The sequence below is a fragment of the Pseudonocardia broussonetiae genome (genome assembly GCF_013155125.1).
Classification (GTDB): Bacteria; Actinomycetota; Actinomycetes; order Mycobacteriales; family Pseudonocardiaceae; genus Pseudonocardia; species Pseudonocardia broussonetiae.
Genome location: NZ_CP053564.1, coordinates 2,835,130 through 2,861,932 on the forward strand (window position 1 = coordinate 2,835,130; position 26,803 = coordinate 2,861,932).

25 protein-coding genes are annotated in these 26,803 nt (G+C 74.6%); 17 read left to right on the forward strand and 8 right to left on the reverse strand.

Translation table 11 applies throughout. The features are described from left to right. Window positions 1-110: 110 nt before the first annotated feature. From HOP40_RS14220 to HOP40_RS14235, 4 genes are read left to right on the forward strand one after another with little or no spacing between them, the layout of a single operon-like run. A complete protein-coding gene (locus tag HOP40_RS14220; protein WP_172158650.1) occupies window positions 111-1,220 on the forward strand; it encodes an LLM class flavin-dependent oxidoreductase in 1,110 nt (369 codons plus the stop codon). Between the two features lie 10 nt (window positions 1,221-1,230). Next, entirely contained in the window at window positions 1,231-1,992 is a 762-nt protein-coding gene (locus tag HOP40_RS14225) for an SDR family NAD(P)-dependent oxidoreductase (protein WP_172158653.1), read from the forward strand. Beyond that, window positions 1,989-2,798 (forward strand): SDR family NAD(P)-dependent oxidoreductase, encoded by an 810-nt coding sequence (locus HOP40_RS14230; RefSeq protein WP_172158657.1) that lies wholly within the window; start codon window positions 1,989-1,991, stop codon window positions 2,796-2,798. Before HOP40_RS14225 ends, HOP40_RS14230 begins: the two co-directional genes overlap by 4 nt. A 34-nt stretch (window positions 2,799-2,832) precedes the next feature. Further along, window positions 2,833-4,215, forward strand: a complete 1,383-nt coding sequence (locus tag HOP40_RS14235; protein WP_172158659.1) for a phenylacetate--CoA ligase family protein — start codon at window positions 2,833-2,835, stop codon at window positions 4,213-4,215. A gap of 15 nt (window positions 4,216-4,230) precedes the next feature. Here HOP40_RS14235 and HOP40_RS14240 read toward each other — a convergent pair whose 3' ends face one another. The 3 genes from HOP40_RS14240 to HOP40_RS14250 form a co-directional block, all read right to left on the reverse strand. Further along, complete coding sequence (locus HOP40_RS14240) at window positions 4,231-5,628, reverse strand: MFS transporter (protein WP_172158662.1); 1,398 nt, start codon at window positions 5,626-5,628, stop codon at window positions 4,231-4,233. Window positions 5,629-5,693: 65 nt separating this feature from the next. Beyond that, window positions 5,694-6,809, reverse strand: a complete 1,116-nt coding sequence (locus HOP40_RS14245) for an NDMA-dependent alcohol dehydrogenase (RefSeq protein WP_172158664.1) — start codon at window positions 6,807-6,809, stop codon at window positions 5,694-5,696. Window positions 6,810-6,838: 29 nt separating this feature from the next. After that, the gene (locus HOP40_RS14250; protein WP_172158667.1) at window positions 6,839-8,332 is read right to left on the reverse strand and encodes an aldehyde dehydrogenase family protein; all 1,494 of its coding nucleotides are present in this window, start codon (window positions 8,330-8,332) and stop codon (window positions 6,839-6,841) included. A 164-nt stretch (window positions 8,333-8,496) separates the two neighbouring features. Here HOP40_RS14250 and HOP40_RS14255 point away from each other — a divergent pair, with 164 nt between their 5' ends. From HOP40_RS14255 to HOP40_RS14300, 10 genes are all read left to right on the forward strand, one after another. After that, window positions 8,497-8,925: a Zn-ribbon domain-containing OB-fold protein gene (locus tag HOP40_RS14255; protein ID WP_172158676.1), complete on the forward strand. Its 429-nt coding sequence runs from the start codon at window positions 8,497-8,499 to the stop codon at window positions 8,923-8,925. After that, the gene (locus tag HOP40_RS14260) at window positions 8,922-10,076 is read left to right on the forward strand and encodes a thiolase family protein (protein WP_172158679.1); all 1,155 of its coding nucleotides are present in this window, start codon (window positions 8,922-8,924) and stop codon (window positions 10,074-10,076) included. The genes HOP40_RS14255 and HOP40_RS14260 overlap by 4 nt, the downstream gene beginning before the upstream one ends. Further along, the gene (locus HOP40_RS14265; RefSeq protein WP_172158681.1) at window positions 10,073-10,603 is read left to right on the forward strand and encodes an SDR family oxidoreductase; all 531 of its coding nucleotides are present in this window, start codon (window positions 10,073-10,075) and stop codon (window positions 10,601-10,603) included. The genes HOP40_RS14260 and HOP40_RS14265 overlap by 4 nt, the downstream gene beginning before the upstream one ends. Continuing rightward, window positions 10,600-11,337: an SDR family NAD(P)-dependent oxidoreductase gene (locus tag HOP40_RS14270; RefSeq protein WP_172158684.1), complete on the forward strand. Its 738-nt coding sequence runs from the start codon at window positions 10,600-10,602 to the stop codon at window positions 11,335-11,337. The genes HOP40_RS14265 and HOP40_RS14270 overlap by 4 nt, the downstream gene beginning before the upstream one ends. Window positions 11,338-11,347: 10 nt before the next feature. Continuing rightward, window positions 11,348-12,460: a CaiB/BaiF CoA transferase family protein gene (locus HOP40_RS14275; RefSeq protein WP_172158686.1), complete on the forward strand. Its 1,113-nt coding sequence runs from the start codon at window positions 11,348-11,350 to the stop codon at window positions 12,458-12,460. 125 nt (window positions 12,461-12,585) lie between these two features. Beyond that, window positions 12,586-13,215 carry a GntR family transcriptional regulator gene (locus tag HOP40_RS14280; RefSeq protein ID WP_172158688.1) on the forward strand — a complete coding sequence of 210 codons (630 nt, stop codon included), beginning with the start codon at window positions 12,586-12,588 and terminating at the stop codon, window positions 13,213-13,215. A gap of 64 nt (window positions 13,216-13,279) precedes the next feature. Next, window positions 13,280-14,428: a thiolase family protein gene (locus HOP40_RS14285; protein WP_172158691.1), complete on the forward strand. Its 1,149-nt coding sequence runs from the start codon at window positions 13,280-13,282 to the stop codon at window positions 14,426-14,428. Continuing rightward, the gene (locus HOP40_RS14290; RefSeq protein WP_172158700.1) at window positions 14,428-14,874 is read left to right on the forward strand and encodes a Zn-ribbon domain-containing OB-fold protein; all 447 of its coding nucleotides are present in this window, start codon (window positions 14,428-14,430) and stop codon (window positions 14,872-14,874) included. Before HOP40_RS14285 ends, HOP40_RS14290 begins: the two co-directional genes overlap by 1 nt. Next, a complete protein-coding gene (locus HOP40_RS14295) occupies window positions 14,871-16,463 on the forward strand; it encodes a class I adenylate-forming enzyme family protein (protein ID WP_172158701.1) in 1,593 nt (530 codons plus the stop codon). The genes HOP40_RS14290 and HOP40_RS14295 overlap by 4 nt, the downstream gene beginning before the upstream one ends. Continuing rightward, on the forward strand, window positions 16,460-17,314 hold the full coding sequence (locus HOP40_RS14300; RefSeq protein WP_172158702.1) for an SMP-30/gluconolactonase/LRE family protein: 855 nt from the start codon (window positions 16,460-16,462) through the stop codon (window positions 17,312-17,314). Before HOP40_RS14295 ends, HOP40_RS14300 begins: the two co-directional genes overlap by 4 nt. On the opposite strand, the gene HOP40_RS14305 is transcribed toward HOP40_RS14300, so the two are convergent. The 3 genes from HOP40_RS14305 to HOP40_RS14315 are packed head-to-tail and all read right to left on the reverse strand — an operon-like array spanning window position 17,311 to window position 21,799. Continuing rightward, entirely contained in the window at window positions 17,311-19,197 is a 1,887-nt protein-coding gene (locus HOP40_RS14305; RefSeq protein WP_172158703.1) for a 3-oxoacyl-[acyl-carrier-protein] synthase III C-terminal domain-containing protein, read from the reverse strand. The genes HOP40_RS14300 and HOP40_RS14305 overlap by 4 nt on opposite strands. Window positions 19,198-19,244: 47 nt before the next feature. Further along, window positions 19,245-20,441 carry a CaiB/BaiF CoA transferase family protein gene (locus HOP40_RS14310; RefSeq protein WP_172158704.1) on the reverse strand — a complete coding sequence of 399 codons (1,197 nt, stop codon included), beginning with the start codon at window positions 20,439-20,441 and terminating at the stop codon, window positions 19,245-19,247. A gap of 11 nt (window positions 20,442-20,452) precedes the next feature. Then, complete coding sequence (locus tag HOP40_RS14315; protein ID WP_172158707.1) at window positions 20,453-21,799, reverse strand: SLC13 family permease; 1,347 nt, start codon at window positions 21,797-21,799, stop codon at window positions 20,453-20,455. Window positions 21,800-21,927: 128 nt separating this feature from the next. Between HOP40_RS14315 and HOP40_RS14320 the strand changes: the two genes are divergently transcribed. Further along, a complete protein-coding gene (locus tag HOP40_RS14320; protein ID WP_172158709.1) occupies window positions 21,928-22,632 on the forward strand; it encodes a FadR/GntR family transcriptional regulator in 705 nt (234 codons plus the stop codon). Continuing rightward, window positions 22,629-23,198, forward strand: a complete 570-nt coding sequence (locus HOP40_RS14325; RefSeq protein ID WP_172158712.1) for a class I SAM-dependent methyltransferase — start codon at window positions 22,629-22,631, stop codon at window positions 23,196-23,198. The genes HOP40_RS14320 and HOP40_RS14325 overlap by 4 nt, the downstream gene beginning before the upstream one ends. 13 nt (window positions 23,199-23,211) lie before the next feature. On the opposite strand, the gene HOP40_RS14330 is transcribed toward HOP40_RS14325, so the two are convergent. After that, a complete protein-coding gene (locus HOP40_RS14330) occupies window positions 23,212-24,051 on the reverse strand; it encodes a helix-turn-helix transcriptional regulator (RefSeq protein ID WP_205347195.1) in 840 nt (279 codons plus the stop codon). 175 nt (window positions 24,052-24,226) lie between these two features. On the opposite strand from HOP40_RS14330, the gene HOP40_RS14335 reads away from it, so the two are divergent. Further along, complete coding sequence (locus HOP40_RS14335; RefSeq protein WP_172158714.1) at window positions 24,227-25,594, forward strand: MFS transporter; 1,368 nt, start codon at window positions 24,227-24,229, stop codon at window positions 25,592-25,594. A gap of 78 nt (window positions 25,595-25,672) precedes the next feature. Here HOP40_RS14335 and HOP40_RS14340 read toward each other — a convergent pair whose 3' ends face one another. Continuing rightward, complete coding sequence (locus HOP40_RS14340) at window positions 25,673-26,782, reverse strand: YbfB/YjiJ family MFS transporter (protein WP_172158717.1); 1,110 nt, start codon at window positions 26,780-26,782, stop codon at window positions 25,673-25,675. Window positions 26,783-26,803 lie beyond the last annotated feature (21 nt).

Here is a 26,803-nt window from a genome sequence, read left to right on the forward strand (position 1 = left end):
AGCACGCGTCCGGTGGTTGACAGCCGCAGGTGAGTGCCGCCACAGTTGCCGCACCAGGTAGCCGAACCGCGGTTTGCACTCGGACACGCTCACAGCAGGAGGACCGACCGATGAAGTTCGGGTTTTTCACCATGCCGGAACACCCCCCGATCGAGAACTGGACGCTGTCCTACGACCGCGACATCGCCGCCATCGTCGAGGCGGAGCGGCTCGGCTTCTCGGAGTTCTGGATCGGTGAGCACCACACCGGCGGGTACGAGAACGTGCCGGTGCCCGAGTACATGATCGCGAAGGCGTCGGCCGTCACCAGCCGGATCCGGCTCGGCACCGGCGTCGTCAACCTGCCCTACCAGGACCCGTTCATGGTGGCCGAGCGCCTCGCGTTCCTCGACCACCTCACCCACGGCCGCCTCGAGTACGGCTTCGGCGGCGGCGGGCTGCCCACGGACAAGGCGCTGTTCGGCCTGGAGCCGTCGGAGGCCGCGCCGCGCACCAACGAGGCGCTCGAGATCATCTGGCAGCTCCTCACGTCCGACGACCCGGTGACCTACGAGGGCGTCTACTGGAAGTACGAGAACCGCCAGCTGCAGGTCGGCCCGTACCAGGACGTCCCGCCGTTCGCGATCGCCGGCCTGACCGGCCTGCACAACTACGCCAAGTGCGGCGCCAACGGCTGGAAGCCGCTGAGCGTGCACTTCGCCCCCATCGACAACGGCACCTACGACCTCGCCCCCGACCTGGTCGGGATGGGCAGGGCGATGCTGGAGGCCGGCGCGGCGTCGGGCATCGACCCCGCCGTCACCCGCGACAACTGGCGCGTCGTGCGCGAGGTCTACGTGACCGACGACAAGAACCAGGCGATGCGCGACATCCGCGAGGGCGTCAAGCGCTCCTACGACTACCTGTTCGGCCTCGGCCTCGGTGCCCTCATGAAGAAGGGCGAGGGCATGGAGGACCCCGACCTCACCTTCGAGTGGATGGTCGACAACATCCCGTGGATCATCGGCAGCCCGGACGACTGCATCCGCCAGGTCAAGGAGCTGGAGGAGGCCACCGGCGGCTTCGGCACGCTGCTGATCAACTGCCGAGACTGGGTCACCACCGACAAGTGGAACCGCTCGCTGGAGCTGTTCGCCCGCTACGTCACGCCGCAGTTCACCGCGCGCGAGCGCATGGCCCGGCGCCAGCACATGGCGAACGTCGCGCTCGGCATCGCCTGAGGGCGGCGGCGTGAACCGGCTCGAGGGCAAGGTCGCCGTCATCACCGGCGGCGTGCAGGGCATCGGCCGCGCAGTGGCGCTGCGGTGCGCGTCGGAGGGCGCCGCCGTCGTCGTCGGCGACCTGCAGGACGACGACGCGACGGCCCGGGAGATCGTCGACGCCGGCGGCCGCGCCGTGCACATCACGATGGACGTGCGGCAGCGCGGCGACTGGAAGCGGCTCGTCGACGAGGCCGTCGGCGGGTTCGGCGGCCTGCACCTGCTGGGCAACATCGCCGGCGTCACCAACACCCCCGGGCCCGACAACGTCGTCGACCTCGACGACGCCGGCTGGGACCACGTGATCGGCACCGACCTCCGGGGCGTCTGGCTGGGCATGCAGGCCGCCATCCCGCGGATGCTCGACGGCGGTGGCGGCAGCATCGTCAACATCGGGTCGATGGCCGCGCTCAAGGGGCTGGAGAACCTGGCCGCCTACTCCGCGGCCAAGGGCGGGGTCGTCAGCCTGACCCAGCAGGTGGCGATGGAGTACAGCCCGCGCGGGATCCGCGTGAACTGCATCTGCCCCGGCACGATCGACACCCCCATCCTGGCGGGCATCACCGACAGCATGCGGGAGAACTTCGTGGCGGCGCACATGATCCCGCGCCTGGGCCGGGCGGAGGACATCGCGGCCGCGGCCGCGTTCCTGTTCTCCGACGACGCGAGCTTCTGCACGGGCCAGTCGATGCCCGTCGACGGGGGCTGGAACGCGAAGGGGAGCGCCGGATGACGGACCTGTCCGGACAGACGGCGGTCGTGACCGGAGCGGGCAGCGGGATCGGCAAGGCGATCGCGGCCGCGCTGCTCGCGGGCGGCGCCAACGTCGTCTCGCTGGAGGTCTCGGCGGCGAACATCGAGTCGGCGACGAAGGAGCTGGACGGGGGCGACCGCCTGGCCTGGTACGAGGGGTCGGTGGCCGTCGCCGCCGACGTCGAGGCGGCCTTCGCGCTCGCCGCCGAGCGCTTCGGCACGGTGCGCCACCTCGTCAACAACGCGGGCACGGCGTCGCTCTCGCTCGTCGTCGACACCTCCGAGGACGACTGGGACCTGATCGTCGACACCTGCCTCAAGGGCACATTCCTCTGTACGAGAGCGTTCGCGCGGCAGGCCGTCGCGGCGGGTGAGGGGGGCGCGATCGTCAACATCGCCTCGCTCAACGCCGTCGCCGCCACCGACGGCCTGGGCCACTACTGCGCGGCGAAGGCCGGGATCATGCAGTTCACCCAGGTCTGCGCCGGGGAGCTGGGCCGCCATGGCATCCGGACCAACTCGATCGGCCCGGGCACCGTCAACACCCCGCTCGGCGCCGGGTTCACGGTGGGTCGGATCGGGCAGGAGTTCCTCGACCGCACGCTGGTCGCCCCGCCGCGGCACCAGGAGGCCTCCGACGTCGCCGACGTCGCCCTGTGGCTCCTCTCGCCGGCCGCCGGGCGGATCACGGGCCACTTCGTGCCCGTCGACGGCGGCCAGCACGTGCGAGGGCTGCACTCCTACTGGGACGTCGCCGAGGCGCAGGGCCTCGTCACCCGCCCCTGACGCACGCGGAACCGGCACGAGGAACGAGGAACGCATGGGCAGCACGGCAGGGCCGCGGGGCTACCCCCGCTACTGGGACGAGGAGCGGGAGACCCTCGCGCCCGCGCAGCGCGACCGGGTGATCCTGGAGCGGATGCAGCACCAGCTCCGCTACGCCTACGCCGAGCTGCCGTTCTACCGCCGGCTCTACGACGCGCACGGGTTCCACCCCGACCAGGTGCGCGCGGTCGAGGACTTCACGACGAAGGTCCCGGTGATCACCAAGAAGATGCTGGTCGCCGACCAGCAGGAGCACCCGCCGTTCGGCAGCTACAGCCGGGCGGTGCCGCCGGGGGAGATCGCGCGGATCCACGGCTCGTCGGGCACCTCGGGCGTCCCGACGATGTACGCGGTCTCGCGCACCGACTGGGAGCGCGCGGGCGACGTGCACGCCATGGCCCAGTGGTGCGCGGGCGTGCGGCCCGACGACATCGTGCAGGTCGGGTTCCCGTTCGGCCTGTTCTTCGGCGGCTGGGGCGTGGTGCAGGGCGCCGAGCGGATCGGGGCGACGCTGTTCCCGCTGGGCGTCACCGACTCCGAGAAGCACCTGGAGCTGATCGCCCGCCTGGGCTCGACGATCTTCAGCGCCACCCCGTCCTACTGCATCCACCTGCTGTCGGTCGCCGAGCGCATGGGCATCGACCTGCGGGAGAACACCGTCCGCCACCTGCTCGTCGGGGGCGAGCCGGGCGGCAGCCTGCCCGGCACCCGCACGATCATCGAGGAGGGCTGGGGCGCCACCGCGGCCGACGCCGGGTCGACCTCGGAGATGTACCCGTTCCAGACCAGCGTCGCCTGCACCGAGGGCACGGGGACGCACCTGTTCACCGACGAGGTGTACACCGAGGTCGTCGACGCGGGCGACCCGAACGCGCCGGTCCCGGTCGGGCAGCGGGGCGCGGTCGTCTACACCCACCTCTGGCGCGACTCCCAGCCGATGATCCGCTTCGCCCCCGGCGACGAGACCTACCTCGCCACCGACCCGTGCCCGTGCGGCCGCACCTACCCCCGCCTGCCCGAGGGCATCCTCGGCCGCCTCGACGACATGCTGCTCATCCGGGGCGCCAACGTGTTCCCCAGCGCGATCGAGACGGCCCTGCGCAGCGTCCACGAGCTCGGCCCGGAGTTCCGCATCCTGGTCCGCCGGGTCGGCGCGCTCGACGAGCTGTGCGTGCAGGCCGAGCTCGGCCACACCGCGCGCGCCGAGCTCGCCGCCGCCGCGCCGGGGGAGGGCGACGCCCGCCGCGCCGACCTCGTCCGGCGGACGGAGGAGGCGCTCAAGCGGACCGTCGCCATCCGCGTCCCGGTGGAGCTGCTGGAGCCCGGGACGCTGCCGGAGACCACCTTCAAGGCCCGCCGGGTGGTGGACGAGCGCTGACACCCGGCTGGGTGCTCACTCCCTGCCGGCGACGGTCGGCAGGGACTCCTGTGCGGCCGGGGCGTCGGGAACGGCCTCCCCGCCGGTGACGTCGGGCCGCCGGCAGAGCACGACCACCGCGACCGCACCGACGGCCGCCCACACCGCGACGTAGGCGCTGATCAGCCAGGACGACCCGACCCAGGCGAAGAACAGGGCGGCGAGGATCGGTGCGGGCCCGGACAGCAGGCTGGTGGCGAGGCTCTGGCTGAGCGCGACGCCGCTGAAGCGCACCCGGGCGTCGAAGCGCGAGGCGAACAGCGCGGGCTGCGGCGCCTGCAGCGCGGCGTGGGCGACCGCCAGCGCGACGGTCATCCCGACCACCACCCCCGGGAAGTCGCCGGTGCCCAGCAGCCCGAACAGCAGGAACCCCGACGGGGCGGCCGCGAGGCACCCCGCGAGGAGGACGGCCCGACGGGACACGACGTCGCTGAGCCACCCCGCCAGCGGGATCGTGACGGTGTAGACGACCGAGGCGACCAGCAGGGCGGTGAGGACGGTCGACCCGTCCATGCCCACGATGCTCGTGCCGTAGGAGACCGCGTACGTGCTCACCAGGAAGAACAGCACGGCGCCCGGCGCGACGACGCCCATCGCGAGGCCGATGTCGCGCCACTGGGTGCGGACGAGGTCGCGCAGCGGCGCCCGCACGGTGCGGTGCGTGCGCTGCATGGCGGTGAAGACGGGCGTCTCCTCCAGGTGCAGCCGGATGTACAGCGACACCCCCAGCAGGACGACGCTGAACAGGAACGGCAGCCGCCAGCCCCACGCCGCGAAGGCGGGGCCGGAGAACGCCTGGCTGGCGTTCATCGCGAGCGCCGACAGGATGAGCCCGCCGGGAACGCCCATCTGCACGACGCTGCCGTAGAGGCCGCGCCGGTGGGCGGGGGCGTGCTCGACCATCATGAGGCTGGCGCCACCCCACTCGCCGCCGAGGGCGACGCCCTGGAGGAGCCGGAGGACGACCAGCAGCAGCGGCGCCGCCGCGCCGAGGGTCTCGTAGGTCGGCAGGCACCCGATCAGGAACGTGGTGACGCCCATGACCGCGATCGACCAGATCATCGACGTGCGCCGTCCCAGGCGGTCGCCGAGCGCGCCGAACAGGACCGCGCCGACGGGACGCGCCAGGAACCCGACCGCGAAGGTCGCGAAGGAGAGCAGCGTGCCGGCCAGCGGGCTGGTGCCCGGGAAGAACAGCGGCCCGAGCACGAGCGCCGAGGCGGTGCCGTAGATGAAGAAGTCGTAGTACTCCAGGGTCGATCCGGCGAAGGACGCGGCGGCGAGGCGGGCGCGTCGCGCGCGGGGGGGTGCCGCAGGCGCCGGCCTCCCTTCCTGCGGTCCGTCCGGGGGTGCGTCGTGCGGGGCGGGGTCCATCTCGGCCTCCGTGGCTGGTTCGGGCGTGCGGAGGGCGGGGCCGGACCGGCCGGCCCCGCCGGCGGTCACTTGCTGTAGTCGATGACCCCGCGGATGATCACGCCGTCGCGGAGGTCCTGGTACCCGTCGTTGATCTGGTCGAGCGTGTAGCGGGCGGTGACCAGCTCGTCGAGCCTGAGCCGACCGGCGTCGTAGAGCCGCAGCATCTTCACGATGTCGTACTGCGGGTTGGACGAGCCGAACAGCGTTCCCTTGATCGTCTTCTGGTTGAACACCATGTCGGAGCCGGAGACGTGCACGGTGAGGTTGGCCGGGTTGGACACCCCGGTGACCACGACCGTGCTGCCCTTCCCGATCACGTTGAAGGCATCGGTGATCACCTCCTCGGTCATCACGCCGACCACGCAGATCGCCTGGTCGGCGCCCTCGCCCCAGGTCAGCTCCGTGACGGTGGCGGCCGCCTCCTCGGCGGTGGCGAAGACGTGCGTGGCGCCGAACCGCAGCGCCGTCTCGCGCTTGAACGGCACGGGGTCCACGCCGATGACGTACTTGGCGCCGGCGTGGGCGGCCCCCTGCACCGCGTTCATGCCCACCCCCCCGAGGCCGTAGACCACGGTCGTGTCGCCCGGCTGCACGGCGCCCGCGTTGACGGCGCTGCCCCAGCCGGTCGGGACGCCGCAGCCGACCAGCACGGCCCGGTCCAGCGGCAGCCAGTCGTCGACCTTCACGCAGGACAGCTCGGAGACGGTCGAGTACTCGGAGAACGCGCCCAGCATGCAGAAGGCGCCGATCTCGCCCAGCTCCTCGTCGCGCATGCGGAAGGTGCCGTCGGGCATCGAGCCCTCGAGGATGGTGGCGCCGGAGTTGCAGAGGTTCTGCCGGCCGGTCGAGCAGTAGCGGCAGACGCCGCAGGCGGGGGTGAAGCTGCACACGACGTGGTCGCCGGGCGCCACGCGGGTGACCCCCGGCCCCACCCGCTCCACGACACCGGCGGCCTCGTGCCCGCCGACGATGGGGAAGCGCACGACGTTGTCGCCGTCCACGATGTGCAGGTCGGAGTGGCACAGGCCGGCGGCGGACATCTTCAGCAGCACCTCGTGGGGCCCCGGCTCGTCGAGCTCGAGCTCACGGATCTCGAAGGGCCGGTGGGGTCCGGTCAGGACGGCGGCACGGGTCTTCACGGTGTCTCCTCGCGATGGGTCGGCGCTGGTCAGGCGTGGAAGGTCCAGACGGACTTGGTCTCGAGGTAGCCCTCGAGCGCGTCGGGGCCGAGGTCCCGGCCGTAGCCGGAGTGGCGGAAGCCGCCGAAGGGGGCGGCCGGGTCGGTCAGGCCCCAGCCGTTGACGTAGACGGTCCCGGCGCGCAGTGCCTTCGTGGCGCGGTGGGCGGTGTCGACGCTGCGGGTCCACAGGCCGGCGGCGAGGCCGTACTCGCTGGCGTCCGCGCGGCGCAGGACCTCGTCGGTGTCGTCGAACGGCAGCACGGTCAGGACCGGGCCGAAGATCTCCTCGCGCGCGCACGCCATGTCGTCCCGCGCGCCGGACAGGATGGTCGCCGGGTGGAAGAAGCCGTCGTCCGGGACGTCGGCCCCCACGTGGACGACCGCGCCCTGCTCGCCCGCGCGCCGCACGTGCCCGGCCACCCGCTCCCGCTGCCGGGCGTTGACCAGCGGGCCGAGCTCGGTGGTGGCGTCGAGGCCGTGACCGGGCCGCAGGCCCGAGGCGACGGCCCGCAGCCGCTCGACGACCTCGTCGTGCACCGACCGGTGCACGAACAGCCGCGACGGGGCGCTGCACGTCTGGCCCGCGTGCCAGAAGATGCCGCCCGCCGAGCCCTCGACCGCCGCGTCGAGGTCCGCGTCCGGGAAGACGATGTTCGCGCTCTTGCCGCCGAGCTCGAGGGTCACGCGCGTGAGGTGGTGGGCGGCCCGCCGTGCGATGTCCGTGCCGACCGCGGTCGAGCCGGTGAAGGAGATCTTGTCGACGCCCGGGTGCTCGACGAGCGCCCGTCCGGCGGTGTCGCCGCGGCCCGGCACGACGTTGAGCACGCCGGGCGGCAGGCCCGCCTCGAGGGCCAGCTCGGCGAGCCAGAGCGCCGAGTGCGGGGTCTCCTCGGACGGTTTGAGCACGACGGTGCAGCCCGCGGCGAGCGCGGGTGCGAGCTTCCACCCGCAGAGCAGGAGCGGGAAGTTCCACGCGGTGATCGCACCGACCACGCCGACCGGGTCCTTCTCGGTGCGCACGTGGACGCCGGGGTGCGAGACCGGCACGGTGGAACCGACGATCTTGGTGGGCCAGCCGGCGTAGTAGTGGAAGGCCCGTGCGGCGAAGTCCACGTCGATGGCCCGTGCGGCCCCGAGCAGCTTCCCGGCGTCGAGGACCTCGAGCTCGGCGAACTCCGCGGCGCGGGCGAGGATCGCGTCCCCGATGCGGTGCAGCACGCGGCCGCGCTCGATCGGGGTCGTGCGGCGCCACTGGCCGGCCGGATCACCGGCGCGCGAGGCCGCGGCGACCGCGCGGGCGACGTCCGCGGGTCCGGCGTCCGCGGCGGTTCCCAGCGCGCGCCCGGTGGCGGGGTCGAGGACCGGAAGGGCGTCCCCGCTCAGCGGCTGCTCGGCCCGGCCGTCGACGAACACGTGCGGCGGGAGGGCCAGACGTGCGGCGACCGCCGAGGAGACGGGGGGATCGGCAACGGAGAGGGTCATCGGTGTCCCTTCGTATCTTTGATCCAATCAGCGCGGCGCCGGATGCGAACGCGTGATGGTCGTGCTGGTGGTGGCCCCGACCACTCTCGCAGGTTGCGCAGATTGTATCAAGTATCTACCTTGGGACTCGTTGCTCGACCTTCCCACCGCCCCAGGAGGCCCTGGTGTCCCCACCCCAGACCGCTGCCCGCGCCCGGCCGTTCCGGGACGGCCTGCTGCGCCTCGACCCGCCCCGGCTCCTGGGCTCGCACTGCCCGGCGTGCGGGACGACGGCGTTCCCGTCCCGCACGTTCTGCCCGCGCTGCCGCGCGGGCGACGGCCTCGTCGAGACCGAGCTGGGCGTCGAGGGCCGGGTGCACTCGTTCACCGTCGTGCGCCAGGCCCCGCCCGGGGTCGAGGTCCCCTACGTGCTCGCCCAGGTCGACCTGCCGGCCGACGACGTGCGCCTCATGGCGCGCGTGGTCGGCGTCGCACCGGAGGAGGTCGTCCTCGACATGCCCGTCACGCTCGAGCTCGCCCCGTTCGGCACCGCCGAGGACGGCACCGTGCTGCTCGGCCACCGGTTCACTGCGGCCGCGGAGGTGGCGCGATGAGCCTCGCACCCGCGCACGTCGCCGGGGTCGGCATGGTGCGGTTCGGCAGGTACCCCGCCGAGGTCACCCTCGAGCGGATGGCGGTCGGTGCGGCCCGGTCGGCCCTCGCCGACGCCGGTGCCGACCTCGGGGCCGTCGACGCCCTGCACGTCGGGCACGTCTTCGGCGGACCCGTGGCGGGCCAGCGCATCGCGGCCCAGCTCGGGCTCGACGGCAGGCCGGTCTCCAACCACGAGAACTACTGCGCCAGCGGTGCGACCGCGGTCCGCGAGGCCTGGGTCGCGCTCGCCGCGGGGCTGCACGACGTCGTCCTGGTGATCGGCGTCGAGAAGATGACCGACCGCGTCTCGGGAGGCGTCCGGCCCGACCCCGGCGACCTCGACGCCGCCGTCGGCTACGTGATGGCCGCCGGCCACGCCATGAGCGCCCGCCGCTACATGGCCGACCACGGGGCCACGCGCGAGCAGATCGCGGCGGTGGCCGTGAAGAACCACGCGCACTCCGTCCACAACCCCTACGCCCAGTACCAGCGGCCGGTCGCCCTGCACGAGGTCCTCGCGGCCCGGCCGATCGCCGAACCCCTGGGGCTGCTCGACTGCAGCCCGATCTCCGACGGCGCGGCCGCGGTCCTGCTCTGCAGCCCGGCCGGGCTGCGGCGGCTCGGGATCGAGGGCCCGGTGCCGCGCGTGCTCGCGGTCGGGCTGGTCAGCGGCGCGGTCCAGACCGGCACCGGCGACCTCAACGCCGAGGACGTGTCCCACCGCGCGGGGGAGGAGGCCTGGAAGCTCTCCGGGGTCGGCCCCGCCGACGTCGACCTGGTCGAGATGCACGACTGCTTCACCATCGCCGAGATCGTTCGCATGGAGGGGCTCGGTCTCGTCCCCCGCGGGCAGGGTGCGGCGTGGACCGCCGACGGGCGGACCTCACTGGGCGGGCGGCTGCCCGTGAACCCCAGCGGCGGCCTGCTCTCCCGCGGGCACCCGGTCGGGGCCACCGGCGCGGCGCAGGTCTGCGAGCTCACCTGGCAGCTGCGCGGCACCGCGGGCGGCCGGCAGGTCGAGGGCGCGCGCACCGGGCTCGCCTACTGCAAGGGCGGCACCGTCAACGGGACCGACGGCGGCTCGGTGACGACGGTGGTGATGGCCCGATGAGCGCCGCACCGGCCGTGCCGCGCGTCGAGGTCCTCGGCGACGGCGCGCTCCGCTCCGCGGTCTCCGCCGCGCTCCGCTCCACCGCGCCCCCCGTCGAGCCCGCCGCGTGCGTCGTCCCCCGCGTCCCGGACCCCGCGCCGCTGGCCGAGCTCACCGACGAGCGGCTCGCCACCGATGTCGGTGACGCGCTCGACGCCGTCCTGGCCGCGGTGCAGCGCGCGCTGCCGGCGCTGCGGGGCGGGGGCCGGCTGGTCGTCGTCCTGCCGCACGCCCCGCTGATGGGCGCGGCGGGGCTCGGTGCCGCCGCGGCCGTGGCCGGCGGCGTGCTGTCGCTGGCCCGGACGCTCGCGATCGAACTCGCCCGCGACGGGATCACCGTCAACGTCGTCGCGCTCGACGCCGCCCGGCCCGCGGAGGCCGCCCTCGCCGGGCACCTCGCCGCGCTGCTCGGCCCCGGCGGCGAGGCCGTGACCGGTCAGGAGACCTACCTGACCGCCGGCACCGACCTGGGGAGGCTGCGACCGTGAGGCTCGAGGGCAGGACCGCGCTGGTCACCGGCGGGGCCGGCGGGATCGGCCGCGGCATCTGCGCCCGACTCGCGGCCGAGGGCGCCCGCGTCGTCGTCGCCGACCTGGATGCGACGGCGGTGGACGCCGTGGTCGGCACCACCGACGGCGACCTGCACCCCGCGGCGCTCGACGTGACCGACCCGGCCTCGCGGCGCGACGTCGCCGCGCGGTGCGCCGCCCTCGGCGGCGTCGACGTCCTGGTGAACTGCGCGGGGGTGCTGCGCGACGCGCGGATCGGCCGGCTCGACCCCGCCGTCTTCCGGCGGCTCCTGGAGATCAACCTGATCGGGCCGCTCGCCCTGACGCGGCTCCTGGCCGGTCCCCTGGCCGAGCGCGGACGGGGCTCGGTGGTCCACGTCACGTCGCGGGCGTGGCTGGGCACCTTCGGGTCGAGCGCCTACTCGACGGCCAAGGGCGGCCTCGTCGGCGCGACCCGCTCGCTCGCGCTGGAGCTGGGCCCGGCCGGCGTCACCGTCAACGCGGTCGCGCCCGGGTTCGTCGAGACCCCGATGACCGACGACCTGCCGCCGGAGGTCCGGCGCCGGACGCTCGACGCGATCCCGGTCGGCCGTGCGGGGCGCCCCGAGGACGTGGCGGGCACCGTCGCCCACCTCGCCGACGCCCCGTACGTCACCGGCCAGGTGCTCGTGGTCTGCGGCGGCCGCAGCATCGGCGACCCCTACGCGGCATGAGGAGCTCACCATGACCACCACCGACAGGGACGACCACCCGTCCGGCCCGCTCGCCGGCCTGCGCGTCGTGGAGTTCGCCGGCCTCGGGCCGGGACCCTTCGCCGCCATGCTGCTGGCCGACGCCGGTGCCGACGTGATCCGCGTCGACCGCCCCACCGGGCCGGTCGACGGGGGCGCGCTCACCCGGGGCCGGCCCCTGATGGGGCTGGACCTCAAGACGGCCACCGGCCGGGACGTCGCGCTCGACCTCGTCCGCCGGGCGGACGTCGTGGTCGAGGGGTTCCGCCCGGGGGTGATGGAACGCCTCGGGCTCGGACCGGAGCAGTGCCTGGCGGAGAACCCGGCCCTGGTCTACGGCCGGATGACGGGCTGGGGCCAGGACGGTCCGCGGGCGCGGGAGGCCGGGCACGACATCAACTACCTCGCGCTGACCGGTGCGCTGCGCTCCATCGCGCGCCGGGGCGAGGCGCCGGTCCCACCGCTCAACCTCGTCGGGGACTACGGCGGCGGGGGCATGCTGCTGGCCTTCGGCGTCCTCGCCGCGCTGCTGGAGCGCCGGACCAGCGGTCGCGGGCAGGTCGTCGACGCCGCCATGGTCGACGGGGTCAGCCTGCTCATGACCGGCATCTGGAGCCGAGCCGCGCAGGGCCGCTGGTCGGGGGAGCCGGGCACGAACGACATCGACTCCGGCGCTCCCTTCTACGACGTCTACGCCACCGCGGACGGCGGGTACATGGCCGTCGGCAGCATCGAGCCGCAGTTCTGGGCCCGGCTGCTCGAGGGGCTCGACGTGGACCAGGGGAGCCTGCCCGCGCAGTGGGACCGGGAGCGCTGGCCGGAGACCAAGCAGGTGCTCGCCGCGCGCTTCGCCCGTCGCACCCGGGCGGAGTGGACCGAGGTCTTCGCCGGCCGGGACGCGTGCGTCACGCCGGTGCTCGGCCTGGCGGAGGCGCCGGGTGACGCGCACCTCGCCGCGCGGGGGACCCTGGTGCCGCGTCCCGACGGGCCGCAGCCCGCCGCGGCGCCCCGGCTGAGCCGCACGCCCCTGCGCGCCCGCGCGGCCACCGATCTGGACGCCGCGCTCGCCCGTTGGGGGATCGCGGCGGGGGTGGGTGCCCGATGAGCGCGCCGAGCCGGGAGCGCCGCAGGGTGCTGATAGATTATCCAGAGGTGCAGGGGCGACCCGAGGGGGCGGCGGTGACCGGACGGGCGCGGTCCGGTGCCCGACCGCGGGTCCACCGCCGCGCGATGAGCGCCGACGTCGCCGAGCACATCCGGTCGATGATCTTCGACGGGAGGCTGCAGGCCGAGCAGCGCGTGCCCCAGGACGCGATCGCCGCCGAGCTCGGCGTCAGCCGCCTCCCGGTCCGCGAGGCCCTGATCACGCTCGAGGCCGACGGCCTGGTCGCCTCCGAGCCGCACCGCGGCACGTTCGTGGTGCCGATCAGGTCCGAGGACATCGCCGACCACTACCGGATCTACGGCATGGCGCAGGGCATGGCGGCCGCCGGCGCGGTCCGCAGGATCACCGAGCCCGTGCTCGAGCGGCTGGAGCAGCTGCACGAGCAGATGACCGCGAGCGACGACCCGGACCTGCTGCACGACCTGAACTGGGAGTTCCACGCGCTCATCAACAAGACGGGCGCGAGCCGGCGCACGCTGTCGGTGCTGCGGCACCTGTCGCAGAACCTGCCCCGCGAGGTCTACAGCCTCCCCGCGGCGGCGAGCCCGCAGGCCAACCGGGGGCACGCGCGGATCATCGCGGCGCTGCGGGCGGGCGACGCGGTGCAGGCCGACCTGGTGAACCGGGAGCACGTCCAGCAGGAGGGCGACCAGGTGGTCGCCGCGCTCACGCGCAAGGGCGTGCTGGCCGACTGAGCCGTGCTCTTCCGAGCGAAACACGACGCGTGCGTTCTGTATCAAGTATCCGAAGGAGGCGCAGATGAACGACGGATCAGGCGTCGCCGTCGTCGGCGTCGGCACCACCGCGTTCGGCGCGCTGGGCCGTTCGGCCGACGACCTGGCCGGCGAGGCACTGCGCGCCGCCCTCGACGACGCCGGCCTGGGCGCCGCCGACGTCGACGGGCTGGTGACCCACCGCGTCCGCAGCTACGAGGGGCTGGCCGCGGAGCACGCCCTCGACCCGGTCTGGACCGCGCAGGTCCCGCCCGAGGGGCGGATGACGGGGCCGGCGATCCAGCTGGCCGCCACGGCCGTCCGGGCCGGGCTGTGCCGCACCGTCGCCCTCGTCTACGGCAACGACGGCCGCACCCGGGGCGCCACCTACGGCGCGGGTGGCTCGGGGTCGACCGCCGCGGGCGAGGGCTACGGCACCACTCCGGCGCTCACGGCCCCCTACGGCATGACCTCGCCCGGTGCGTTCTCCGCGCTCATGCTCCAGCGCCACCGCCACCTGCACGGCACGAGCGAGGAGCAGCTCGCGACCGTGGCGACGACGTTCCGCGCCCACGCCGGGCTCAACCCGGCGGCGCTGCGCCGGGAACCGCTCACCGTCGAGGACTACCTGGCGTCGCGGTACGTGGTCGAGCCGCTGCACGTGCTGGACTACTGCCAGATCAACGACGGCGGCACGGCGCTCGTGCTCACCGCCGCCGACCGCGCCCGTGACCTGCCCCGCCCGCCGGTGCACGTGCTGGGCGCGGCGCAGCGGGCCCGGATGGTCGGCTCGGACCTGCCGCCGGACGACTTCTGGGCCGGCGCGCTGCAGGAGGTCGGGGAGGCCGTGCTGCGCAGCGCCGGGCGCGACCGCCGCGACGTCGACGCGCTGATGGCCTACGACAACTTCAGCCCGAACGTCCTGTTCGTGCTGGAGGGACTCGGGTTCTGCGGCCGCGGCGAGGCCGGGGAGTGGATCGGCGGGGGCCGGATCGGCCTCGGTGGCGAGCTGCCCGTCAACACCTCCGGCGGGCAGCTGTCGGAGGGCTACCTGCAGGGATGGGGACTCGTCGTGGAGGCGGTCCGGCAGCTGCGGGGCGGCTGCGGCGGGCGCCAGGTGACCGGGGCCCGGACCGTGCAGTACGCCTGCGCGGCCCCCATCGTGTCGTCGGTGCTGTTCGGGACGGAGGCGTGATGGACGTCGAGCCCCACGTCGCGGCGCTGCGCCGCGGTGAGCTGCGGGTGACCCGGTGCGGCGGCTGCGGCCTGCCCGCGTTCCCCTTGCCGCGCACCTGCCCGTCCTGCGGAGCGGAGGACGCCGCGGAGTGGTTCACCGCGTCCGGCCGCGGCACCCTCTGGTCGTTCGCCGTGTTCCGCAGGACCTACCTCCCGGAGCACCCCGCGCCCTACGCGGTGCTGGTCGTGGAGCTGGCCGAGGGGCCCCGCCTCGTCGGCGCGGCGGCCGACGGCTTGGCACCCGGCGCACCCGGCGGCCTCGTCGTCGGCGCCCCGGTGACCGCGGAGGTCGACGCCCGCAGCGATCCGCCTCGGGTGGTGTTCCGCCCCGCCCTCCCCCCAACCCCGCCCGGTCCCGACACCACGGCGCGATCCGCGCCCCACCGCGAAGGAGCAGCGCGATGAGCGTCCCGACGGCACCTCCCGCCCCGCAGGACACCGGCCCGACCGCCCTGACCGTTCCCGCCGTGCTCGACGACCTGGCCGCCCGGACCCCGTCCGCGGAGGCCGTGGTCGGGCCCGAGGGGCGGCTGACCTACGCCGAGCTCGCCGACCGCACCGCCCGGTTCGCGTCCTTCCTCACCGCCGCGGGCCTGCGTCGCGGCGACCGGGTCGGGATCCTGCTGCCCAACGGTCTGCGCTGGATCACCGCGGCGCTCGCCGCGCACCGGGCCGGGCTGACGGTCGTGCCCGTCAACACCTGGTACCGCGCGGCGGAGCTCGAGCACGTGCTGCGCGGCAGCGACGTCCGGCTGGTGGTCACCGACGCCACGGTGTTCGGCCGCGACGTGCTGGCCGAGCTGGCCGGGGCCGGGCTGCCGGAGGTGTTCCCGGCGACGGGCGACTACCTGGGCGCGCTCCTGTGGCCGTCCGGCACGGACCTGCCGGGCCGGGCCGAACCGGTCGCCCTGCCCGGCCCCGACCCGTCCGACCTCGCACTGCTGCTGTTCACCAGCGGCAGCACCGCCCGGCCGAAGCCGGTCCCGCTGGAGCACGGCAAGCTCCTGCGCAACGGGTACGAGATCGGCCGCCGCCAGCACCTCGTGCCCGGCGACCGGCTGTGGATCGCAGCCCCGTTCTTCTTCGGCTACGGCTGCGCGAACGCCCTGCCCGTCGCGCTCACCCACGGCGTCACGCTGTGCCTGGAGGAGCGGGTGGACGGCGACCGGTCGCTGGCCTTCCTCGCCCGCGAGCGCTGCACCGTCTACTACGGCCTCGCCGCGACCACCCGTAACCTGCTCGCGGCGCCCTCGTTCGGCGCGCACGACCTGTCGGCGCTGCGCACCGGCACGACCGGTTTCACGGCCGAGGACAAGCGGCTGGTCGCCGAGGAGCTCGGCGTGCGGCAGATCTGCAGCATGTACGGGTTGACCGAGGGCTACGGGCACTCGACGGTCTCCGACGCGCACGACCCGCTCGACGTCCGGCTGCGCACCTCGGGCACCGTCGTCCCGACCCAGGAGATCCGGATCACCGCTGAGGACGGGACCCCGCTGCCGGGGGGCGAGACCGGGGAGGTCGAGCTGCGCGGGTGCGTCATCGACCACTACCTCGGCGGGCCCGAGCTGAACGACGGGGCCTTCCGGCCCGGCGGGTGGTTCCGGACCGGCGACCTCGGCCTCCTCGACGAGGGCGGGCGGCTGCACGTCGTCGGCCGGCGCAAGGAGATGCTCAAGGTGAAGGGCATCAACATCGCGCCGCTCGAGGTCGAGGAGCTCCTCGCCACCCATCCCGGCGTCGACCAGGCCTACGTGGTGGGCCTGCCCGATCCCGCCGGCGACGAGGTGATGGCCGCCGCCGTCGTCGCGCGGGGGCCGCACCCGGTGGCAGACGACCTGGCCGCGGAGCTCACGGCGCACGTCCGGGCGCGGGCCGCGGCGTACAAGGTCCCCTCGCGCGTCGTCGTCCTCTCCCAGGACCAGCTCCCGCTGACCGACACCGGCAAGGTCAGCAAGCGGGGCATCCGCGACCTGCTCACCGGGGGCGGGGCGTGAGCGCCCGCACCCTGGCCGCGGGGATCGGTTTCACCGAGGGACCGCTGTGGACGGCCGACCACCGCCTCCTCGCCGTGTCGATGTCGCGCGGCCTGGTCGTCGAGATCGACCTCGACGGCGGAGGGGTGCTGGGGACGGTCGAGACCGGTGGTGGCCCGAACGGGCTCGCCGAGGGGCCGGACGGTGCGGTCTGGGTCGCGCAGAACGCCGGTGCGGTCCGCCCCAGCCGCTCCCGCCGCCCCGTCCTGCCGGGGCTGCAGCGCATCGTCGGTGACGGTGTCGACGACATCGTCGTGGCGGGGGCGCAGGCCCCCAACGACCTGGCCACCGGACCCGACGGGCGCGTCTGGTTCACCGATCCCGGCCCGCCGGGGGCGGCCGGCGGCCGGCTCTGCGCCCACGACCCGGGCACCGGCACGACCGAGGTGCTCCTCGACGGGGTCGCCTTCCCGAACGGGCTCGCCCTCGGGCCGGGGGGCGACCTGCTGCACCTCGCCCGCACCGACGAGGGACGGGTGACCCGCCACCGCTGGACCGGCGACCGGCTCGTCCCGGAGGGGGAGCCCGCCGTCCTGCCGGCCGGGGGGCCGGACGGGCTCGCGGTCGACGCCGCCGGGCGGCTGTACGCCGCCGCCCCGGACGCCGACGCGGTCTTCGTCTTCGAACCCGACGGCCGCCCGGTCGAGACGATCGCGTTCGGGGAGCCGACCTTCCCGACCAACCTGTGCTTCGCGGGCCCGGGGCTCGACGTGCTCGTCGTGACCGCGGCCAAGGGCGGGCGGGTGCTCCTGCTCGACCGCCCCGGTGCGCCGCGCGGGCTGTCCGTCCCGCGCGCCGCGGTCGCCGGCTAGACCCGCTCGGGCGCGATGACGGCCGGGTCGACCCGCAGCACCGCGTACCCGCCCACCGCTCCGGCGCCGAAGCCCGGGGCGAAGATCCGCATCGGCCCGGTGAGCGCGCCGCGGGCCTTCGCGTCGGCGAGCGCGAGCGGGATGCTCGCGGCCGAGGTGTTGCCGACGGTCTCGATGTTGAAGAACAGCCGGTCGGCCGCGAGGCCCGCCGCGGCGGCGAGCTTCAGCACCATCGTCTTGTTGGCCTGGTGGGGGACGACGAGGTCGATGCTCTCCAGCAGGGTCGGCGCGCGGCCGTCGGGGTCGCTCTGGTCGCGCAGCTCGTCGATCATCTGCTGCAGGTAGCGCCCGGCGAGCGCGCGCACGTCGGGTCCCAGGACGGTGACGTTCCCGTCGAAGTCCGGGTTGGGCCAGATGATCGAGTTGACCTCCTCGACCGGGCCGCTCGCGTAGGTCTGCAGCACCTCGACGTCGGTCTGCTCGCCGGGGCCTGCCGGCGCGATCACGATGGCCGCGGCGGCGTCACCGAAGATCATGCGGGCCGGGCGCCCGGTGCCGATCTTGTCGGAGAACTTCTCGCCGCACACCAGCAGGACGGGCCGCTCCACCTCCTGCAGCAGCCGCGTCGCCTCGGCGAGCCCGTAGGGCAGGCCGGCGCAGGCGGCGACGACGTCGCACGAGGAGTGCGTCTGCTGCATGCCGAGCTGCCCCGACAGCCAGGTCGAGGTCGACGGCATCAGCTTCGTGCTGGTGCACGTGCAGAACAGCACGGCCCCGATCTCCTCGGGCTCGCGGCCCGCGTGCCGCAGCGCGGCCTGCGCGGCCTCCAGCGCGAGGTCCTCGAGCGGGCGCTCGGTGTAGACGCGCGACTCGATCCCGGTCTTGTCGACGATCTCCTGCGCCGACATCGGCGACCAGCTGTAGGCGCTGTTGCGGATGAGGTCGTCGTTGGTGCACAGGTGCTCGCCGCGGACCACGGTCAGCGCCTCGATCCTCGGCAGGACGGCGAAGCGCTCCCGCACCCGCAGCGGCGGGTAGGGGCGCACGGGCGGCCGGGTGCGGGCCGGCGGGTGGTCGGCGATCCGGCGCCGCGCCGCGGGCCGGCCGTCCCGGGTCACCCGGCGGACGAAGTCGAGCACGTCGCGGTTGCGCGGGTGCAGCACGACCACGTAGTCGTCGTCGCGCAGGTCGCCGACCGGCGCCAGCGTCGTGGCCGCGCGGTCCCACGGGTACTGGTCGTGCAGCACCATCGCCCAGCGGTGCAGGGCCTCCAGCTCGGGCACGTCCTCCGCGCAGTCGAGGATCCGCCGGTGGTCGTACACCGGGTGGTCCGGGTCGTAGGACGTGAGCCGGTAGGTGAGGCTCGTCGGGTCGGCCAGCGCCTGCGCGACCGTCGGCTTGACGGCCGGCAGCTCCGCGGCGTGGAAGCGGCGGTGGCGCAGCACGTCGAACAGGACGTCGAAGATCCGGTCCTCCGCGTCGCCCTCCCACGCGGCGGGCAGCGACGCGTAGACGTCCCGCACGGCGGCGACCTTGCGGTCCGCGTCGACCCACGGCGTGAGGACCGGCAGGAACACGTCGTCGCGCCGGCGCGGCACGTCGCGCCACCGCGTCGGGCGCTTCTCGTACATCGTCATCGTGAAGCGGTTGCTCCAGAACAGGTTCAGCGCGACGTCGCGCAGCACGTCGTAGCGGGTGGCGTAGTGGTCGCCCGCCTCGATCCGGCGCAGGATCTCGGTGCCGCTGGGGGCCTTGGCCTCGAAGTCGCGGTGGATCACGGCGCCGAGCTGGTCGAGGTCGTCGAGCAGGGTGAAGTCGAGCTCGGGCAGGAAGTTGGACGGGAAGACCATGCGGCCATGGCCGTTGATCACGAACGGCTGCACGGCAGCCTCCGATCGGCGAGCGGGCGGGCGGGGGGACGGGCGGGGTGTCAGCTCGCGGCGAGCCAGGCGCGGACGGCGGTGCCGTCGGCGTCGAGCGTCGGAGGCGCGGTGTGCGCGGTCCGGGTGACCTCGTGGCCGTCGTGGTCGAAGAACCGCAGCGGCGGCCCGGCGAGCCGGACGGTGCCGAGCGTGCTGTGCTCGACGTCGACGAGCAGGCCCTGGCTGCGGGTCTGCTCCCACTCGTAGACCTCGTCGAGCGTGCGGACCTTGCCCGCGGGGACGCCGATCCGGTCGAGGTGCGCGAGCAGGTCGGACGCCTTCCAGTCCGCGAACACCCGCTCGACGAGCGCGATGACCTCGTCGCGGCGGGCGACGCGCTGCCCGTTGGTCTCCAGCCCGGGCGTGGCCGGGTCCAGGTCGAAGCCGGCGCAGAAGCGCTGCCACAGGCCCTCGCTGCCGACCGCGATCTGCACGGCGCCGTCGCCGCAGCGGAACAGGCCGTACGGCGAGATCGACGCGTGGTGGTTGCCCTGGGCGCGCCCCACCTCGCCCGCCACGGTCCAGCGCGTCGACTGGAAGCCGTGCACCCCGACCACGGCGGCGAGCAGCGACGTCCGCACGACGGTCCCGGCGCCGGTGCGCTCCCGCTCGCGCAGCGCGGCCAGCACGCCGTACGCGCCGTACATCCCGGCGAGCAGGTCCGCGATCGGCGTGCCGAGCTTCTGCGGGTCGTCGGGGCCGGAGCCGGTCAGCGACATCAGGCCGGCCTCGCCCTGCGCGATCTGGTCGTAGCCGGACCGGCCGCCCTCCGGCCCGTCGTGCCCGAACCCGGTGATCGACAGGACCACCAGCCCGGGGTTGGCGGCGCGCAGGACGTCGACGCCGAGCCCGAGGCGCTCGAGCACGCCGGTGCGGAAGTTCTCGACCAGCACGTCGGCGCGGCGGACGAGGTCGAGCAGGAGCAGCCGGTCGGCGTCGGCCTTGAGGTCGAGCGCGATCGACTCCTTGTTGCGGTTGGCCGAGAGGAAGTACGTGGACTCGCGGGCGCCCGGCTCGTCGGTGCCCGGTGGCTGCACGAAGGGCGGGCCCCAGCCGCGGGTGTCGTCGCCGGTGCCGGGGACCTCGACCTTGATGATCCGGGCGCCGAGGTCGCCGAGCATCATCGTGGCGTGCGGCCCGGCCAGCGCGCGGGACAGGTCGACGACGAGGGTCCCGGTCAGCGGGCCGTGTGCGGTGTCGGTCATGGTGATCCCTCTCAGATCCAGCCGGGGACCACGATGGCGGCCCAGGCGAGCAGTGGTCCGACGAGCGTGACGATCACGCTGTAGTAGAGGACCTGGCGGTAGTACGCCTCTTCGGTGATGGTGTCGGGCCGGTTGGCGACCATCAGGGCGCCGTTGGTCGAGAACGGGCTGACGTCGACGATCGTCGAGGCCACGGCGAGCGCGGCCACGACGGCGACCGCGCTGACGTCGCCGGACGCGATCAGCGGGATCGAGATCGGCACGATGATCGGCAGCAGGGCCGTCGACGAGGCGAAGGCCGAGGTGATGCCGCCGACGTAGCAGAGGACCAGCGCGCCGACGAGGACCGCGCCCAGACCGGCCGCCCAGACGCCGACGGCCTCCGGGGCCCCGGCCGTGTTGAGGATGGTCGCGAACGTGCTGACCCCCGCGACGAGCAGGACCGTCGGCCACGCGATCTGCTTGATGGCGCCCTTCTGCTCCTTCGGGAACAGTGCGGTGAGGATGACGGCGGCGGTGATCGCGGTGAAGCCGATGTTGCGCTCGAAGACCAGCGCGACGAAGGCGACGGCGGCGAACGCCACGAGCGTGATGACCTGGTCGGCGAGGCGCCGGCGCTGGTCGGCCGGGGCCTCGACGGCCGTGGCCGTGGCGCCCTTCGTCAGCGTGACGGCGCCCCCGGCGGCCCCGCCGCCCGCCGGGCCGCCGGTCGCCGGGCCGCTCTCGTCGAGCTCGTCGCGGCCCAGGCGCTGCGACCGGAGCTGCCGGCCGCCGAGGGTGAAGAACAGCGCGACGGCGATGGCGAGGTTGAACAGCAGGCTGGCCAGGAAGATGGTCATCTCGTCGACCGGGAGGCCGTTCTCCGCCATCACCGAGTTCGTGATGACGCCGTAGATGCTGATGGGGGAGAAGCCGCCGGCCTGCGCCCCGTGCACGACGAGCATGCCCATCATCAGCGGGTTGATCCTGTACTTGCCCGCGAAACCGAGCGCGATGGGCCCGACGATCGCGCAGGCGGCCGGGCTGGCCGCGCCGATCGCGGTGAGCACGGCGGTGACGCTGAACATCACCCAGGGGATGAGCACCACCCGCCCGCCGACCGACCGCACCGCGGCCCGCACGATGAGGTCGACCGTGCCGTTGTTGCGGGCGATCGCGAAGAGGTACGTGACGCCGACCAGGGTGAGCACGAGGTCGCCGCTGATCCCGGCGATGATCTCCCGCTCGGTCAGGCCGAGCGCGTACATCCCGACCAGCCAGGCGGCGACGAAGCCGAGCGCCCCCATGTTGATCGGCAGGACGGTGCCGACGACGAACAGCAGCACGAGCGCGATGATCGATACCAGCTCGGGTGACATGTGGCGGTCCTTGAGTCCAGGGCGCGGGGCCCGTGAGAACAGGCGTCGACGTTGACGGAGGACGCTGGCCTGTTGGCTGAGTGGCCTAGCCAATAGCAGACTCGTCCAGATGTCAATAGACTGGCGCCATGTCAGTCGAAGGCACGCTGCGGCCGGTCGTCCGCCCCCGCCTGTACGAGCAGGTCGTGAGCCAGATCCAGGAGTGGATCACCGAGAACGGGCTCGAGGTCGGGCAGCGCCTGCCCCCCGAGCGCGAGCTCGCCGCGCGCCTCGGGGTGAGCCGGGCGACGGTCAGCCAGGCGCTCGTGGCGATGGAGGTCGTCGGCATCGTGGCGGTGCGCCACGGCGACGGCGTGATCCTGGTCGAGCCCGTCGGCGGCTCGGCGAAGATCGTCAGCGCCCTGCGCCGGCACGCGCAGCAGCTCCCGGAGATCATCGACGCCCGCGAGGCGCTCGAGACCAAGATCGCCGCGCTGGCCGCCGAGCGCCGCACCGACGACGACCTCGCGGCCATCGAGGCCTCGCTCGACGAGATGGAGCGCGACATCGCCGCGGGTGGCCGGGGTGTCGAGGGCGACGAGCAGTTCCACGCCGCCGTCACCGCCGCGGCCCACTCGGGCCTGCTCGGCCGGCTGATGGACGAGATCAGCGACCTCATCAAGGAGACCCGCATCGCCTCGCTGTCGCGCCCGGACCGCCCGCGCGACGCGCTGGGCGGGCACCGCCGCGTCACCGAGGCGATCCGCGCGCGCGACCCCTTCGAGGCCGCGCGGGCGATGCAGGAGCACGTCGCCACCGTCAGCGACGTCGTCCAGCGCGGCCCGGCGCGGTGAACGAGGAGCACCTGCGGCTGTGCGCCAGCGCGGGGTGGGCGTCGCTCGTGCGGGACGAGCTGCTGCCCTGGGTCCTGGGCGACGACGACCTCGGCGACGACGTCCTGGAGATCGGCGCCGGGCCGGGCCTGGTCACCGACCTGCTCGTCGAGCGCGCGGCGCGCGTCACCGCCGTCGAGATCGACGAGCGGCTCGCCGAGGGCCTGCGGGCGCGGACGGCGGGCCTGCCCGTCGACGTCGTGATGGGCGACGCCACCGCCCTGCCCCTGCCCGACGGCCGCTTCTCCGCCGCGGCCTGCTTCACGATGCTGCACCACATCCCGCACCCCGACCTGCAGGACCGGGCGCTGGCGGAGGTCGCCCGCGTGCTGCGCCCGGGCGGCCTGCTCGTCGGCACCGACGGCGAGGACACCCCGGCGCGCCGCGCCCTGCACGTCGACGACGTGTTCGTGCCGGTCGACCCCGCCGGGCTCCCCGCCCGCCTGCGCGCCGCCGGGTTCGCCGAGGTGCTGGTGGACAGCGACGGCGACCGCCTGCGCTTCCGCGCCCGGACGCCGGGGGCCTGACGGCGCACGCGCGTCAGAGCAGCCCGGCCTCCCGCGCCACGACGACGGCCCGGCCGCGGTTGTGGACGTCGAGCTTGCGCATGGCGCTGTGCAGGTAGGCCTTCACCGTGGGCACCGAGATGCCGAGCTGCGCGGCGATCTCGGCGTTCGTCGACCCGACCGCGACGAGCCGCAGGGCCTCGACCTCCCGCGGTGACAGCGAGGGGCCCTCCGCCGGGCGGGGAGGCTGCCCGGCCGGCCCGGCGAGGTCCTCGTGGATGCGCCGAAGCCGCGCGCGGAGCTCCGGGTCGGACGTGGTGCGGGCGAGGGCAGCGAGCTCCTCGAGGGCGCCCGCGCCGAGCTCGCCGGCCCAGCGGGGCGTCGCGGTGGCCGGCGGGTGCCGGTCGAGCAGCGCGGTCACGTCGCGCGTGATGGTGGCCGCGACGACCCCCGCGTTCCGGACGGCGACGTCGCCGATCGGCGCGTCCTCGCGCACGGCGCCGTAGAGGACGCCGCGCACCGTCCCGTGCACGAGCAGCGGGTAGGCCAGGATCGAGGTCAGGCGCTCGTGCTCGACGACGACGTGGTCGTAGTCGTGCGTGATGCCGGTGGTGGAGGCGTAGTCGGAGACGCGGCACGGCACCTTGCGGGCCATCGCGGCGCCGCCCAGGCCGCGGCCGGTGATGACGCTGAGCAGCCGCAGCGAGTCGCCGAGCGTGCCGGCGAGGCGGTTGATCGTGAGCTGCTGGCCGTCGGGGGCCGACCGGGTGCTGCCGCCGAAGACCACGGGCAGGCCGGTCCGGCTGCGGAGATCGGCCAGGCGCTGCGCGAGTACCCGGTCCACGGCCCGGGACACCGTGTCGTCGTCGAGCACGGCGGGCTCCTCCCGGTCGGGGCGGGCGCGGCCCGCTGACGGCGTCGTCGCTGGTCCAACGAGTGACCCGGCCCGGAGTTGTGCCGCCTCTACCGACTTCGGTCGGTAGTGCGCCCCGCCCGGGAGCGGTGACGCTGCGGATGCCGTTGTGCACCGAACGCCGAGGAGCTCCCCGATGTCCACCACGTCTTCCCCGGGACGGACGCCGTCCCCGCCGGTGCCGCTCGGCCGGGTCGCGGCCGCGAGCTGCGCCGGCACGACGATCGAGTTCTACGACTTCTTCATCTACGGCACCGCCGCCGCGCTGGTGTTCCCGAAGGTCTTCTTCCCCGCGCTGGGCTCCACGGCCGGCATCGTCGCCTCGTTCGCGACGTTCGCGGTGGCGTTCTTCGCCCGCCCCGTCGGCGCGATCGTGTTCGGCCACTACGGCGACCGCATCGGCCGCAAGCGCACCCTGATCTCGACGCTGCTGCTGATGGGCATCGCGACCGTCCTCATCGGGCTGCTGCCCGGCGCCGAGACCATCGGTGTGGCCGCGCCGATCATCCTGGTGGTGCTGCGGTTCGCGCAGGGCTTCGCCGTCGGCGGGGAGTGGGCCGGGGCGACGCTGCTCACGGCCGAGTACGCCCCGAAGGAGAAGCGCGGGCTGTACGGGGTCTTCCCGCAGCTCGGCCCGGCGATCGCCTTCGCGCTGTCGTCGGCCACGTTCCTCATCACCGGCCTCGTCATGGGCGACACCGACGAGGCGTTCCTGTCCTACGGCTGGCGGATCCCGTTCCTGCTCTCGATCCTGCTCGTCGGGGTCGGGCTGTGGGTGCGGCTCTCGATCGAGGAGACCCCCGCGTTCAAGGAGCTCCAGCTGCGGGCGCAGGCCGAGGCGGCGTCGCCGGACCGGTCGCGACGCCTGCCGTTCCTGGACGCCGTGCGCGCCCAGCCCCGCGAGGTGCTGCTCTCGGCCGGCGCGCTGGCCATGCTGTTCGCGTTCTTCTACATGGGCACCGCCTACCTGACCTCCTACGGCACCAACCCCGACGGCGCGGCGCTCGCGCGCCCGGTCGTGCTGGGCATCGGGATCGTGGTGGCGGTGGTGTTCGGCATCGCGATCGTCGTGGCGGGCGTGCTGTCGGACCGGTTCGGGCGGCGCAACGTCATCCGCACGTCCTGCGTCGCCGGGATCGTCTGGGCGCTCGTGCTGTTCCCGCTGCTGGACACCGGCAGCGCGACGGCGTTCGCGATCGGCCTGTCGGTCACGATGGTGATCTTCGCGATCGCGTACGGCCCGGCCGGGTCCTACCTGCCCGAGCTGTTCGCCGCGCGCTACCGCTACACCGGTGCCGGGCTGGGCTACAACCTCGCCGGCGTGCTGGGCGGGGCGATCCCGCCGCTGCTCGCCGCGAGCCTGGCGGCGTCGTTCGGCTCGTTCGCGATCGGCGTCATGCTCTCGCTGATCGGCGTGCTGTCGCTGGTCTGCGTGTCGCTGCTGCCCGAGACCCGCAACCGGGCGCTCGAGCACGAGCAGGTCGACGAGACCGTCCAGGCCTGATCCACTCCCGACCGACCACCCTGCGGCGGTGGCGCGGCGCCTCGGCTCCCCGGGCGCCGCGCCACCGCACCCCCCCGTTCAGACGCCGGCGGACGAGCGCACCCGCGCCGGCAGGACGCCCGCCGCCGCCAGCAGGACCGCGGCGCTGACCCCGAACGCCGCCGGGGCGCCGACGCGCCCGGCCAGCGCACCCGTCGCCACCGCGCCGAGGGCCTGCCCGGCGGTCAGGGCGACGAACAGGACGGCCGTGGCCTCCCCGGCGGCCTGCGGGCGCAGCGCGCTGCCCCACGCGATGAGGACCCCGCTCATCGCGGTGTAGGCGCCCCCGAAGGCCGCCCCGGCCACGGCGGCGACGAGCACCGCACCGGGTGCGAGGGCGAGCGCGGCCGTGCCGGCGGCCGTCAGCGCCACCGTGAGCGCCCAGGCGCGCCGCAGGCCGAGCAGGCGGACGGCGTCGCCGCTCAGGGCGCCGAGCACGGCCGCCGCGCCGAGCAGGACCCACAGCGCGGCGGTGGTCCGCCCGGGGAGGCCGCCGGTGGTCGTGACCAGGTCGCGCCCGAACGTCCACACCGCGGCGCTGCCGACGCCCGCGACGCCGGCGGCCAGCAGGGGCCGCAGCATCCCGGTCGTCGCTCCGTCCACGGGGCGCGGGCCGGCGGCGGGCCACCGCGCGAGGCGGTCGACGGCCGCGGCGGTGAGCAGGGCGGCCGCGGCGGCACCGAACCAGACCGGGCGCCAGACCTGGGGCGCGGCGAGCACCGCGGCGCCGGTGACCGCGACGCCCACGCCGGTGCCCGCGTTGACCACGGCCTGCGCGCGGGCGACCCGCGGCCCGCGCACCGTCGAGGCGACCGCGACGACCATCGCCGGGGACGCGGCGCCCGCCGCGCTGCCGGCCACCAGCACGCCGAGCGCCAGCACCGGGGCGGACCCGGCCGTCGCAACCACCAGTGCGCCGACCGCCGCCACCGCCGCGGCCAGCCACAGCACCGTGCGGGCCGAGCCCCGGGCGAGCAGGCGCTGCGCCGCCAGCGCGCTCACGCAGTAGGCGGCGAACCCGCCCGCCGCGACGGCCCCGGCCGCCGGCGCCGACAGCGCGAACTCCGCCGCGAGCTGGGGGAGTTGCAGCCCGTACCCGTAGCGGACCACTCCGTAGGTCACCGCGATGAGGCCCGTCCCGGACGCCACGAGCCCTGACTGTAACGATCG